The organism is Nonomuraea terrae, from assembly GCF_004348995.1.
GTDB lineage: Bacteria > Actinomycetota > Actinomycetes > Streptosporangiales > Streptosporangiaceae > Nonomuraea > Nonomuraea terrae.
The window spans coordinates 1-13,040 of the sequence record NZ_SMKQ01000115.1; the positions used below are offsets into that span (position 1 = coordinate 1).

A 13,040-nucleotide genomic window follows, 5' to 3' on the forward strand; every position below is an offset into this window, starting at 1 on the left:
GGTTGAAGGCGTGCCGGCTGTCGGGGTGGCGGTCGCGGTCGGCGTGTCGGAGGTCGGCTGGGGGATGGCCGTCGATGTGTCCGAGGGCGACGGCGTCGGCTCGCTCGTGATCGGCGGCGCGTCCGAGGTTCGGGTCGGCTCGGGGGCGGGACGGGTCGCTGTGGGCGACGGATCGGCGCCCTGGTGCTGGGTGCCGTCGTGCGAGGAGCCGTCCTGGTGGCCTTGCTGGTCGGAGCCCTCCTCGTGGGAGCCCTGCTGGTGGTCCTGCTGGTCGGAGCCGTTCTGGTGGGAGCCCTGCTGGTGGTCCTGCTGGTCGGAGTCGTTCTGGTGGGGGCTGGTGTGGTGGTCTGGCTGGTCCGAGCCGCCCTGGTGGGAGCCTTTTTGGTCCGTGCCGTCGTGGTCGGGGTTTGCTGGGCCGGTCGGTTTCTCCTGCGAGTCCTGGCCCTTGCCGTGAGGCCCCTGGCCCTTGCCGTGAGAGCCCTGGCCGTTCTGCTGGAAGCCCTGGCTGTTCCCCAGGAAGTCCTGGTTCTTTCCGTGGGAGTTGTGGCGGCCGTCGGTGTCCGTGTGCGGCCGGTCATAGAACCCGCCCGGTTGGCCCGCGTGGTCGTTGCCTGGCTGCGGGCCGATCGGGTCGTCTTGGTGGAAGGGCCGCTGGTGGCCGGGCCCCTGTTGCTGACCCCAGTCGGAGCCAGGCCCCCGGTCATGTCCCCCGTGGCCGTCGGACGGCTCGTAAGGTGTCCGGTGGCCGGGCTGGTCGTCGGTGATTCGCGCCTCAGTGGTCTGGTGCCACGAGGACAGGACGTAGGCCGCGTCGATGAACTTCGGAATCTCTGGCGACATGGAAGTGTGGGACCCTCCCGGACAAGGCCGGATTAACCCATACAGATCCTGACAAAAGTGATGACTAAGAACTGATGGGGATGAACCGGAAGCCTGTGGTAGGGCGAGGGTATCGTGCCGTTTCCGCAGGTCAAGTGCCTCTAAAGAGGCGGCCAAGGGGCCCACGGGAGAGTAAAAGGCCAGGTCAGCGGCGTGGTCCGAAATATCCCTTAGCAGGACCCATGTAGAAAGATCTACCAAAATCCATGAGTATCCGTCAGCCGGCGGTCGTTCACTGTGAGGCGAGCGTGCGTACGGGCAGGCGGGTCAGCGCCCGCTGGAGGCCCGGCCGCCAGCCGATCTCGGCCGCGGGCACGGCCGGCTCCAGGACGGCGAACCGGTCGAGCAGGCCGGTGAGCGCGATCTGGGTCTCGGCACGGGCCAGGGCGGCGCCGAGGCAGTAGTGGATGCCGTGCCCGAAGCCGAGGTGGGCGTTGTCCGGGCGGTGGATGTCGAGGAGGTCGGGGGCGTCGAACCGGCGGGGGTCGCGGTTGGCGGCGGCGTACACCACCTGTACGGCCTCGTCCGCCGGGATCGTCACGCCGGCGAGCTCGACCGGCTGGAGCGTGTAGCGCATGACGGCGATCTCGGCCGGCCCGGTGCAGCGCAGGAACTCCTCCACCGCGGCCGCCACGCGGGCCGGTTCGGCGCGCAGGACGTCCTGCAGGTCCGGGCGGGAGAGCAGCAGCCACACGCTCTGGCTGATCAGGCCGACGGTGGTCTCGTGCCCGGCGATGAGAATGCTGATCGACAGCGCGATCAGCTCGTCGTCGGCGAGCCGGTCGCCGTCGTCGTCGCGCACCCGGATGAGGGCCGACAGCAGGTCCTGCCCGCCGTGGGCGCGCTTGCGCTCGATCAGGTCGGCCATGTAGCCGACCAGCCCGCGGGCTCCGGCCGCGACCCGGGCCGGATCGGGTGCGGTCAGCTCGGCGGCCCACCCGCGCCAGAAGGCCCGGTCGGCCTCGGGCACGCCGAGCAGCTCGCAGATGACCTGGATCGGCAGCGGGTAGGCGAAACGTTCGATGAGGTCGAACTGCTCCGGCAGGCCGGACAGCAGCTCGTCGGTGATCTGCCGGATGCGGGGGCGCAGTCCTTCCACCCGGCGGGCGGTGAACTCGCGTGACACCAGCCGGCGCAGCCGGGTGTGGTCCGGTGGGTCGTAGGCGCCGAGCGTGCTCATCAGGTACGGGGCCATGTCCTCGGGCAAAGCGGTCGCGGCGCTCATGTCGATGGCGGACTGCTTGCCCGGGTCGCTGCTGAAACGCGGATCGGTGAGCACGGTCAGGCTCTCCGGGTAGCCGGTGACGAGCCAGATGGGGGTGCCGTCGACGTAGCGCCCGCGACTGACGGGGCCGTTCTCGGCCAGGTGGGTGAGGAAGGCGTCGCGGTCGGGAGTGGTGAACAGGTCCATGAGTGAGGTGCTCATAGCGGCTCCAAGGTCTTGAGACAGGTCATGGCCGGGACGAGCCGCGTTCTTTCCGCACCGCGTCCCATGCCTGCAGGGCGCGCTCGTCGGCGAACACCCCGTGGGTGAAGATCTCGATGCCGGCGCGGGAGTAGCGCAGCATCGTCTCCATGTCGTGCACGTCGGCCGCGCCCAGCGCCCGCGACAGGTGCTCACCGAAGGCCAGCGGCGCCAGCAGCCAGGTCACGTACATCGCGGCGCGGGCGCGGGGGTCTTCGCTGGGGTGCGCCCAGCCTTCGCGTACGCCCTGCTCCAGCCAGCGGCCGGTGGCCTCGACGATCTCGTCGAACAGCGCCGCCGCCCCAGGCGTGCCGTCCAGGAACGCCCGGCCGAGGTAGCGGCGCACCGCGCCGCCGGCCTCCAGCATCGCCGCCAGGCCGGAGGTGTCGTCCAGATCGGCCTCCGAGCCGCCGCGTACGAGCGACATCACGTAGTCGTCGCACGCCTTGCGCAGGCCCTCCTTGCTGGCGAAGTGGTGGAGCACCAGAGCGTGCGACACCCCGGCACGCGCGGCCACCGCCCGCAGGCTCACCCGGCTGACCCCTTCGGCGCCGAACAACTCCAGTGCGGCGTTCCTGATCCGGGCGCGGGCCGTCAGATCATCTTCGGCTGATCGCATGGTCAGCATGCTAACCAATTGGTCAGCCTGGCGGAAGGAGGCTTCTCAGCGCTTCTGCTCGCCGGGCAACGGCGGCGCGTTGTCGTCCATGGCGCGTCGCTCCGCCCGGAGCTACAATCGGTTGATTACCCGCCTTTTGGCGTGCTGGTGGAGAGCCGGGAAGTCTGGTCGGCCCGCGACGTTCGGCGTCGCGGAGAAGGAGGACGACTTCCCGATGACCTCTCCCGACGACATGACACTGATCCGGCTCTCGCAGATCGATTCCTCCATGATCGACCGGGTGGGCGGCAAGGCGGCCGGGCTCGGCGAGATGATCAGAGCCGGTGAGCGCGTACCGGACGGCTTCTGCCTGACCGTCGAGTCCTACGAATCGCGCCGGCTTCCGGACAAGGAGCTGACCGACGCCTACGAGCGGCTCGGCGGCGGGCGCGTGGCGGTCCGTTCCAGCGCCACCGCCGAGGACCTGCCCGACGCCAGCTTCGCCGGCCAGCAGGACACCTACCTCAACGTCGAAGGCGCCGGCCCGCTCGTCGACGCGGTCCGCCGGTGCTGGGACTCCCTGCACACCGAACGTGCCGTGGCCTACCGCGCCACCGCGGGCATCGACGACGCCGCCATGGCCGTGGTGGTCCAGCGCATGATCGACCCCGTGGTCGCCGGTGTCCTGTTCACCGCCAACCCGATCACCGGCTGCCGCACCGAGATGGTCGTCGACGCCGCCCCCGGGCTGGGCACCGCGATCGTCGACGGCACCGTCGTCCCCGACCACTACGTCCTCGGTCACCGGACGCCGGCCGTACCGAACGGTGCCGGGTGCCTCGGCAAGGAGCAGCTCGAAGCACTGCGGGACGCCGGGCGGCGGCTGCAGAAGCACTTCGGCTCGCCGCAGGACATCGAGTGGGCCATCGACGCGGACGGCACGCTGTGGCTGCTGCAGTCCCGGCCGATCACCACGCTGTTCCCGGCCCCGCCCGACACCGGCGACACGCGGCTCTACCTCGAGTTCGGTCACATCCAAGGGATGCTGCGGCCGGTCACGCCGATGGGGGTGTCGTTACTCAAGGCGGGCGGGGGCATGTGGTTCAAGGCGGCGGGCGCCACGACCCATCCGCGGGATCCGATGCCCCGGCTGGTGTCCATCGGCGGGCGGCTCTACTTCGACCTGACCGATTTCATCCGTAACAAGGCCATGCGCAAGCGGCTGCGGACGTCACTGGAGGTGTACGGGCCGCGGGTGCGGGGCGCCGTCGAGCGCATGATGGACGATCCCCGCTTCGCGCCGCGGCGCGGCATGCCGTTCCGCGTAGGCAGTGCCGTGAAGATGACGCTGCGGCTGACGGGGCCGGCGATCTTCGGCATCGCCCGCAGCCTGGCCTGGCCGGACGCCGCCCGGGCCAGGGCCTACCGGGGCCTGGAGGAGATCAGGCGCTCCATCACGCCGCCGCCCGAACCCGCCACGCCGGCCGAACGGCTCCGCTGGGTGATCGAGGACTCTCACAAAGCCGTCATGGGCGTCGACATGATGGGCATCGTGTGGCCGCTGATGGCCGGCATGATCGTCGGCGTGGCGCCGTCCGTGCTGCTCAACGGCATCGCCACCGACGAGGAGCTCGACGTCGTTCTCGGCGGGATGCCGCACAACGTGACCACGGAGATGGACCTCGCGCTCTGGAGGGTCGCGGTCAACGCGCGCGAACACCGCGACCTGTTCCTCACCACCCCGCCCAACGAGCTCGCCGCGCGGTATCGCGAGGGGCGGCTGCCTGACATCGGGATGCCCTCCTTCCTCGACAGGTACGGCATGCGCGCGGCCGCCGAGATCGACGTCGGCATGCCGCGCTGGGCGGACGACCCGGCCCCGCTGTTCGCCACGATCGCCAACTACCTGCGCGTCGACGACCCGGAGCAGGCGCCCGAGCGGCGGTTCGAGCAGGCGGCGCGCAGGGCGGAGAAGATGGTCGAGACCCTGTCGCGGCGGGCGCGGCGCGCCAGACCGGTGCGCGGCCGGCTGGCGGCGTTCCTCATGCGCCGCTCGCGTCGGCTCACCGGGCTGCGGGAGATCGGGAAGTTCGCCTGGCTGCCGGCGCTGCAGGCGGCACGCGGGCAACTGCTGCTGACAGGGGACGACCTGGTCGCGCAAGGGCTGCTGGAGCGCGCCGACGACATCATGTTCCTCGACCTGTTCGAGGCCCGGGCCGCTGTACACGACGGAGCCGACCATCGGGACCTGGTCGCGGCGCGCCGGGCCGCGTACGAGCGGGAGTTGCGGCGCCCCACCGTCCCCGGCGCCCTGCTGTCCGACGGGACCGACGTGGAGGCGCTCGCCCCACAAGGACCCGTGGAGGACGGGGTGCTGACCGGGATGGCCGGGGCCGCGGGCCGGGCCACCGGCAGGGCCCGGGTGATCCGCGACCCGTCCGGCGCGCACATCGAACCGGGCGAGATCCTCGTGGCGCCTACCACGGACCCCGGCTGGACCCCACTGTTCATGACGACGGCGGGTCTGGTGACCGAAACCGGCTCCCCTGTGGCCCACGGCCCCACCGTCGCCAGGGAGTACGGCATCCCGGCCGTCATCTGCGTACGCAACGCCACCCACGAGATCAAGACCGGCCAGCTCATCACGATCGACGGAAGCGCGGGCACGGTGCGCATCGAGGAGGAGGACTGACGCCGGCCTGGAACAGTCGCTGTGCCGCGGCATGTCGGTCTCCAGTGACATGTACCGGCTGTCCGGCGGCCGACGGGAGTGGTGAGCGCGAGACGGGATGAGTGAGGGATCAGCCACCACCGTGTCGCGGCCGGTGTAGCTGTTCACGGACCTTTCCCGTCTGGCCCTCGGAGGCTTTATCGACTATCGTCGATTGACGATGAACGGTGACAGTGATCCTCTGCCGCGGGCGGAGGCCGAAGAGTACGCGAGTTGGTTCAAGGCGTTGGCGGATGCGACGCGGATCCAGATCGTGTCGCTGCTGGCGCGGCGGCGTGCGCCCATGACCGTGGGGGAGGTGGTGGCCGCCTCCGGGGTGGGGCAGTCGACGGTGTCCCACCACCTGAAGATCCTCGCCGAGGTGCGGTTCGTGCTGGTCGAACGGCAGGGCACCGCGAGCCTCTACCGGATCAACGAGGCGTGCGTGCGTTGTTTCCCGACCGCGGCCGACGTCGTCATGGGCAAGCCCGTGCCGGCCGCGCCCACGTGCGAGTGAGAGGGGCCGGCCATGGCGCGTGACGAGGTGACCAAGCGTCGCTCGGACCCGGCGCGGGCCGTGCCGGGCGTGCACTCGGCGATCGTGCGGGCCGCCACGCCGGCGATCGGCCCCGGGCTGGAGATCCGGGCGATGCGCGCCGCGGACGCCGCCCAGGTGCTGGCCATCTACCAGGCCGGTCTGGACACCGGCCAGGCCAGTTTCGAGACCGCCGCGCCGAGCTGGGAAAGCTTCACCGCGGCCAGGCTGCCGCACCTGCGCTACGTGGCCGCCGACACCGACACGGGCGAGGTCGTCGGCTGGGTCGCCGCCTCGGCGGTCTCGCCCCGCCCGGTGTACGCCGGAGTGGTCGAGCACAGCGTCTACGTGCACCCCGGCTGCCAGGCGCACGGCATCGGCAGGGCGCTGCTGGCGGCTTTCGTCGCCGGCAGCGAGGACGCCGGCGTGTGGACCGTCCAGAGCGGGATCTTCCCCGAGAACACCGCCAGCCTGGCCCTGCACCGCGCCCTCGGCTTCCGCGTCGTCGGCACGCGCGAGCGCGTGGGCCGCCACCACGGCATCTGGCGGGACGTGCTGCTGATCGAGCGCCGCAGCTCCGCGATCGGCATCTGACCTCCGTGTACCGAGCGCTTATAGACCTATGTCAATATAGACAGGAATCGAATTAGATGATGGTCTATGCGGGGAGGGTGCGATGGAACTGTTGGAGATCTTGGAATGCAGCCCGCCGCTCGCCCGCGAACCGCTCAGCGCCGAGCAGGCGGCGGGCGTGGCGCGGGTGTTCAAGGCCCTGGGAGATCCCGTACGGCTGCGCATCCTGTCGATCGTGGCGAGCCGGGCGGGCGGCGAGGTGTGCGTCTGCGACATCACGGACGCGTTCGAGCTGTCCCAGCCGACCATCAGCCACCACCTGAAGGTGCTCAAGGACGTCGGCCTGCTCACCTCCGAGCGCCGCGCCTCCTGGGTGTACTACCGGCTGGTCCCCGAGACCCTGGGCGAGTTGTCGGCGCTGCTGACCGTGCCCGCCACCGTGTGAGAAGAGACGTCCCGCATGTCCACCCATTCTGCTGAGGCCACCGCGCCCGCGCCCAGCGTGATGAGCGCCCTGTCCACGCTCGACCGTTTCCTGCCCGTGTGGATCCTCGCCGCGATGGCCGCCGGGCTGCTGCTGGGACGACTCGTCCCCGGCCTGGACACGGCGCTGGAAGCGGTGAAGATCGGTGAGATCTCGCTGCCGATCGCCCTGGGCCTGCTGCTGATGATGTATCCGGTGCTGGCCAAGGTGCGCTACGACCGGCTCGACACCGTCACCGCCGACCGCCGCCTGCTGATCTCGTCGCTCGTGCTCAACTGGCTGCTCGGCCCGGCCGTCATGTTCGCGCTGGCCTGGACCTTCCTGCCCGACCTGCCGGAATACCGCACGGGGCTGATCATCGTCGGGCTGGCCCGGTGCATCGCCATGGTGCTCATCTGGAACGACCTGGCGTGCGGCGATCGGGAGGCCGCCGCCGTCCTGGTCGCGCTCAACTCGATCTTCCAGGTGGTCGCGTTCGGCGCGCTCGGCTGGTTCTACCTGCAGGTCCTGCCCGGCTGGCTGGGTCTGGAGCAGGCCGCGCTCGACGTCTCCGTCTGGGACATCGCGCAGTACGTCCTGATTTTTCTAGGCATCCCGCTGCTCGCCGGTTATCTCTCCCGCCGCCTCGGCGAGCGCGCGAAGGGCCGCGACTGGTACGAAAGCCGCTTCCTGCCGAAGATCGGCCCGCTGGCGCTCTACGGGCTGCTGTTCACCATCGTCATCCTGTTCGCCCTGCAGGGACACACGATCACCTCCCAGCCCGGCGACGTCGTCCGCATCGCCCTGCCGCTGCTGGCCTACTTCGCCGTGATGTGGGGTGGATCGTTCCTGGCGGGCAAGCTGATCGGCCTCGGCTACGAGCGCGCCACCACGCTGGCCTTCACCGCCGCCGGCAACAACTTCGAGCTGGCCATCGCGGTCGCGGTCGGCGTCTTCGGCGTCACCTCGGGCCAGGCCCTCGCGGGCGTCGTCGGCCCGCTCATCGAAGTGCCCGTCCTGGTCGCCCTGGTCTATCTGAGCCTGGCCGGGCGGCGCCTGTTCACCGCGAAGGAGACCGTCGATGCCTAGTGTCCTGTTCGTCTGCGTGCACAACGCGGGCCGCTCCCAGATGGCCGCCGGGTGGCTCACCCACCTCGCCGGGGACCGCGTCGAGGTGCGCTCCGCCGGCTCGGCCCCGGCCGGCCGGATCAACCCGGTCGCCGTCGAGGCCATGCGCGAGGTCGGCATCGACATCACCGATCAGCAGCCCAAGATCCTCACCGTCGACGCGGTCGAGGCCTCCGACGTGGTCATCACCATGGGCTGCGGCGACGCCTGCCCGATCTTCCCCGGCAAGCGCTACGAGGACTGGAAACTCGACGACCTCGCGGGGCGGGGCATCGACGCCGTACGCGAGATCCGCGACGAGATCCGCGCCCGCATCGACAAGCTGATCAGCGAGCTCGTGCCAACAGACTGACCACTCATGCGGACGCGTTCGTGAGAGTTCGCGTGATGGCCGCGGTGTCCTGGTATTCGCGCCAGTGTGCGACGCGGCCGTCTCTGACCCTGATGACCAAGGCGAACGCCGCGCTCGCCCGGTGGCCGGTCGCGGTCGTGCCCGTCAGCTCATACTCGGCGACGATCACATCCGGGTCTGCGGTCTGGTGGACGGCGACGGTGCGGAACTCGTCGAACCGCACGGGCAGAGCGCTCCTGCCCGCCGCCGTGAACGCGGCGACCTCCTCGCGTCCGGCGATCCGGCGCGGCGCGCCCGGTGGGGCGAAGGGCATGTCGACGACGACGTCTTCGGCGCAGAGGTCCTCGGTGAGGCCGGGCGCCCCGGCCTACGTACGGCTCAGCCGCAGCATCCACCACCGGACGAGACCGTGACCAGGGGGAGCGGGGTGGCGAGCAGGCCGCCGCTGACGCCGGTGGCCAGGCCGACGCGCTGCTCCTGGGCCTCGGCGAGGCTGGAGGAGCAGACGCCGGTCTCCGGCAGCTCCAGCCGCACGTCCCTGGCCGCCTCCCAGTCGCCGGCCAGGGCGGCGACGACGGAACGGGCCTGCTCGTAGCCGGTGGCCAGCAGGAACGTCGGCGCGCGGCCGTAGCTCTTGACGCCGACCGCGTAGTAGCCGGGCTCGGGGTGCGACAGCTCGTCCACGCCGTGGGCGGGGACGGTGCCGCAGGAGTGGCGGTTCGGGTCGATCAGCGGGGCGACGGCCCGGGTGGAGCCCAGGATCGGGTCGAGGTCGAGACGCAGCTCGGAGGCGATCGAGTGGTCGGGACGGTAGCCCGTGGCCGACACGATCCGGTCGACCGTGACCGACTGCTCGAAACCGGACGGGTCGCGGCTGACCACCCGGACCCGCTCGCCGTCCTTTGCCAGCGTGTGGGTGAAGAAGCCGGTCAGCAAGCGGACGCGCCCTGAGGTGACCAGCTCGTGCAGGCGGGTGCCGAGCGCGCCGCGCGCCGGCAGCGCGTCCGCGTCTCCGCCGCCGTAGGCGCGAGTGGCCGAGCCGGCCCTGATGGCCCAGGTGATCTGGGCGTCGTCGAGCCGGGCGAGCGCGATGAGCGTGGTGGCGGCCGAGTGGCCGGCGCCGACCACGAGCGTGTGCCTGCCCTCGTACGTCGCGCGGTCCGCCCCGAGCACGTCCGGCAGCGCGTGGTCGACGAGGTCGGCGACGTCGCTCTCGCCATAGGCGGGCAGACCGGCGGCGCCGAGCACGTTCGGCTCGGTCCAGGTGCCGGAGGCGTCGATGACGGCGCCGGCCTGGAGCTCCTCGCCGGCGTCGAGCCGCAGCACGAACGGGACGTCCTCGCGGCCGTTCGTGCGGACGCGGTCGTAACCGAGGCGGCTGATCGCCGTCACCCGCACGCCGGTACGCAGCCGGTCGCCGAAGAGCCCGGCCAGCGGCGCGAGGTAGCCGGAGATGAGCTCGGCACCGGTCGGGAGCCAGTCGGGGTCGGGCGCGGTCCAGCCGGTGGCCTCCAGCAGGCGGCGGGCCGCGGCGTCGATGTCGTACTTCCACGGGCTGAACAGCCGTACGTGCCCCCATTGCGCGATCGACGCGCCCGCCTGCTCACCGGCCTCCAGCACGAGGAAGTCCAGGCCGCGTTCGGCCAGGTGGGCGGCGGCGGCCAGGCCCACCGGCCCCGCGCCGATCACGACCACGGGAAGCTCGGTGCGCGGCGCGAACCGCTCGATCTCCACGGCCGAGGGGCCACAACATCCACTCATGATCGAACCTTTCCTCTCAGCGGGCCATCAGGGCGGAGGTGCGGGCGCGCTCGGCCGGCGCCCCCGCGCGGCACCGGGCGTCGCACACCTCGCCGCGCCTCTCGTCGAACGTGATCGTCGCGGGCCGCGGACGGCGGAGCAGCGTGAACACCGGGAGTCTCCTGGTTAGAAGTTCATCTAAGCAGGATCAGCTTGGCGGATGATTAGATGAATGTCAAATTAGGTGACCGTCTAATCATGTGAGGGGAAGTCGAAGCGGTTCAGCGGGTGACGAGCCCGGCTTCGTAGGCGGCGATGACCAGCTGGGCGCGGTCGCGGGCCTGCAGTTTCATCAGGAGGCGGCCGATGTGGGTCTTGACGGTGCCGACGGTGAGGTGGAGATGCTCGGCGATCTCGGCGTTGGACTTTCCCCGGCCCACGAGGGTGAGCACCTCGGCCTCGCGCGGCGTGATGCCGTCGAGGGCTCGTGCCGCCGGACGTCGTTCGGGGCTTCGCAGGAACTCGGTGATGAGCCGGCGGGTGACGGTGGGCGCGAGCAGCGCTTCGCCGGACGCGACGACGCGGATGGCGGCGAGCAGCTCGGCCGCGGTCGCGCTCTTGAGCAGGAAGCCGCTGGCGCCCGCCCGCAGCGCGGCGTACACGTATTCGTCGAGGTCGAACGTGGTGAGGATCAGCACATGGACCCCGGCGGTGTCGGGGTGGGCGCAGATGTGGCCGGTGGCCTCGATGCCGTCCATGCCGGGCATGCGCACGTCCATGAGCACGACGTCGGGACGCAACCGGCGGGCCAGCACCACGGCGTCGGCGCCGGTGCCTGCCTCGCCCACGGTCACCACCCCGGGCGTGCTGTCGATGAGCAGCTTGAAGCTGTCGCGCACCAGCACCTGGTCTTCGGCGAGCAGCACCCGAACGGGCGGCGCCTCGTGGCTCACGTCGGACTGCCGGCGGTGTGGCGATTGCTCGCTCGCGTCGCGCTGTCGTTGGTGTGGGACGGGTGGCTCATGTCGGGCTGCCGTAGGGCAGGCGGGCGGTTACCCGGAAGCCTCCTTCCGGGCGGGGCCCGGCGGTCAGCGTGCCGCCGTACATCGCGGCCCGCTCGCGCATGCCGATCAGGCCGTGCCCGCCGTGGCGGGCCGTCGCCGGCTCGCGGCGGGGGTGAGGGCCGTCGTCGACGACCTCGATCACGGCGTCGCGTCCGTCGATGTCGACCCGGACCGAGCAGCGGGTGGGAGCCGCGTGGGTGATGACATTCGTCAGCGCCTCCTGCACGATGCGGTAGACCGACAGCGCCACCGCCGGAGGTGACGCGGCATCCTCGCGCACCACCAGATCGACGTCGACCCCGGCCGAGCGGGCATGGCTCGCCAGCTCGGGCAGATCGGTCAGACCGGGTGCGGGCGTGAGCTCGTCGTGCGGGTCGCCGTCGGCGCGGAGCAGGCCGAGCATGCGCCGGATCTCGGTGAGCGCGCTCTGGCTGGTCTGCTCGATGACCGCCAGCGCGGCGCGCGCCTCCTGCGGACGGGCCTCGGCGACGTGGTTGGCGACGGTGGCCTTGACGGCGATCAGCCCCATGCTGTGGCCGATGACGTCGTGCAGCTCGCGAGCGATGCGCCGGCGCTCGTCGGCCACCGCGGCCTCGGCGAGGTGGCGGGCGAGGCGGGCCGATGTCTCCCGCTTCCAGCGGACCACCGCCCCGGCCGCCCACCCCGCGCCCATGAACACACAGATCGCGCCGATCTCCACCGACCAGTACGGCGGCAACTCGCTGGGCTCAGGGGCGGGCGGCAGGCCGGGCAGGACCTGCGCGTAGAAGACCAGGACGGCGGCGGTGGCGCCGGACACGCACGCCACCAGGCTCGCGGCCGACCGCCCGGTCGTGGTGGTGGCGGCCACCTGGTAGAGCACGAGCACCCCTGGGACGAACGACAGCCAGATCGCGCCAGCGGCGACGGCGCCGGCCACGGTGGCCAGCACGGCCCCCGTGGCCGCCACGCCCAGCATGGGCAGCGGCCGGCGCCGACGGAGGGCGATCGGGAAGCCGAGCACGGCCGCGACCGGCCAGGCCGACCAAACGGGCCACCATGACGAAGGACCCGGCGGATCGACGATCGCGTAGCCGATGAGCAACGCCACGACGGCCGCGAGCGCCGTATCGGCGGCCTTGCCCGCGCTGAGCCGCTGCCACGCCCCGTTCATGCGAGGAACGTACCGCGCCGCAGGCTTCTCCGGCATCAGACCAGGGGCGGATCAATTTCCTCTGACCCTGGTCGTACCCGCCGGTCGTAGGCGGCCGAAAGGCACGACCCCGGCTGGACGCGCCCGCGCCGCCCCGCCCGCCACCATGCTCCCGCGCCCCGGCGACGGGCCGGACGCGGAGACGGACAGGACGGGCGGAACAAGCGAACCAGAACGGCCGGCGCCGACCGGCGCGCCACCAACGACCCCGCCCGCTCCCCAGCCGACGCTCCGGCCAAAGCTCCGGCCGACGCTCCGGCCGACGCTCCGGCGAAAGGCGCGGCCAACGACGCCGACGCGCCGGCCGACGATGTCGCCGACCAGGGGGAACGATCCCGGTT

Annotated in this window: 12 protein-coding genes and 2 pseudogenes; 6 read left to right on the forward strand and 8 right to left on the reverse strand. The window is 71.4% G+C overall.

The annotated features are described in order from the left end of the window. The 3 genes and pseudogenes from E1286_RS51395 to E1286_RS29140 all read right to left on the reverse strand — a co-directional run. Positions 1-840 (reverse strand): annotated as a pseudogene (locus E1286_RS51395) (hypothetical protein); the annotation flags it as partial. A 271-nt stretch (positions 841-1,111) separates the two neighbouring features. Next, positions 1,112-2,305: a cytochrome P450 family protein gene (locus E1286_RS29135; RefSeq protein ID WP_223190500.1), complete on the reverse strand. Its 1,194-nt coding sequence runs from the start codon at positions 2,303-2,305 to the stop codon at positions 1,112-1,114. A gap of 25 nt (positions 2,306-2,330) precedes the next feature. Continuing rightward, positions 2,331-2,963 (reverse strand): TetR/AcrR family transcriptional regulator, encoded by a 633-nt coding sequence (locus E1286_RS29140; protein WP_132617530.1) that lies wholly within the window; start codon positions 2,961-2,963, stop codon positions 2,331-2,333. A 232-nt stretch (positions 2,964-3,195) separates the two neighbouring features. On the opposite strand from E1286_RS29140, the gene E1286_RS29145 reads away from it, so the two are divergent. From E1286_RS29145 to E1286_RS29170, 6 genes are all read left to right on the forward strand, one after another. Further along, positions 3,196-5,634 carry a PEP/pyruvate-binding domain-containing protein gene (locus E1286_RS29145; protein WP_132617580.1) on the forward strand — a complete coding sequence of 813 codons (2,439 nt, stop codon included), beginning with the start codon at positions 3,196-3,198 and terminating at the stop codon, positions 5,632-5,634. A gap of 199 nt (positions 5,635-5,833) precedes the next feature. Then, positions 5,834-6,169, forward strand: a complete 336-nt coding sequence (locus E1286_RS29150) for an ArsR/SmtB family transcription factor (protein WP_132617532.1) — start codon at positions 5,834-5,836, stop codon at positions 6,167-6,169. Positions 6,170-6,181: 12 nt separating this feature from the next. Further along, positions 6,182-6,781, forward strand: a complete 600-nt coding sequence (locus tag E1286_RS29155) for a GNAT family N-acetyltransferase (RefSeq protein ID WP_246075285.1) — start codon at positions 6,182-6,184, stop codon at positions 6,779-6,781. 82 nt (positions 6,782-6,863) lie between these two features. Beyond that, positions 6,864-7,205, forward strand: coding sequence for an ArsR/SmtB family transcription factor (locus tag E1286_RS29160; RefSeq protein WP_132617534.1), 342 nt, complete (start codon positions 6,864-6,866; stop codon positions 7,203-7,205). A gap of 15 nt (positions 7,206-7,220) precedes the next feature. Next, positions 7,221-8,312 (forward strand): ACR3 family arsenite efflux transporter, encoded by a 1,092-nt coding sequence (arsB, locus tag E1286_RS29165; RefSeq protein ID WP_132617536.1) that lies wholly within the window; start codon positions 7,221-7,223, stop codon positions 8,310-8,312. Next, entirely contained in the window at positions 8,305-8,703 is a 399-nt protein-coding gene (locus tag E1286_RS29170) for an arsenate reductase ArsC (protein WP_132617538.1), read from the forward strand. The genes arsB and E1286_RS29170 overlap by 8 nt, the downstream gene beginning before the upstream one ends. Before the next feature lie 4 nt (positions 8,704-8,707). On the opposite strand, the pseudogene E1286_RS29175 reads toward E1286_RS29170, so the two are convergent. The 5 genes and pseudogenes from E1286_RS29175 to E1286_RS29190 form a co-directional block, all read right to left on the reverse strand. Continuing rightward, positions 8,708-9,037 (reverse strand): annotated as a pseudogene (locus tag E1286_RS29175) (nuclear transport factor 2 family protein); the annotation flags it as partial. Positions 9,038-9,081: 44 nt separating this feature from the next. Further along, positions 9,082-10,464, reverse strand: coding sequence for an FAD-dependent oxidoreductase (locus E1286_RS29180; RefSeq protein WP_132617542.1), 1,383 nt, complete (start codon positions 10,462-10,464; stop codon positions 9,082-9,084). 16 nt (positions 10,465-10,480) lie between these two features. Beyond that, positions 10,481-10,615 carry a hypothetical protein gene (locus tag E1286_RS51400; RefSeq protein ID WP_281282767.1) on the reverse strand — a complete coding sequence of 45 codons (135 nt, stop codon included), beginning with the start codon at positions 10,613-10,615 and terminating at the stop codon, positions 10,481-10,483. A 109-nt stretch (positions 10,616-10,724) separates the two neighbouring features. Next, a complete protein-coding gene (locus tag E1286_RS29185; protein WP_132617544.1) occupies positions 10,725-11,396 on the reverse strand; it encodes a response regulator in 672 nt (223 codons plus the stop codon). A 67-nt stretch (positions 11,397-11,463) separates the two neighbouring features. Continuing rightward, complete coding sequence (locus tag E1286_RS29190; RefSeq protein WP_132617546.1) at positions 11,464-12,660, reverse strand: sensor histidine kinase; 1,197 nt, start codon at positions 12,658-12,660, stop codon at positions 11,464-11,466. Positions 12,661-13,040: the final 380 nt, after the last annotated feature.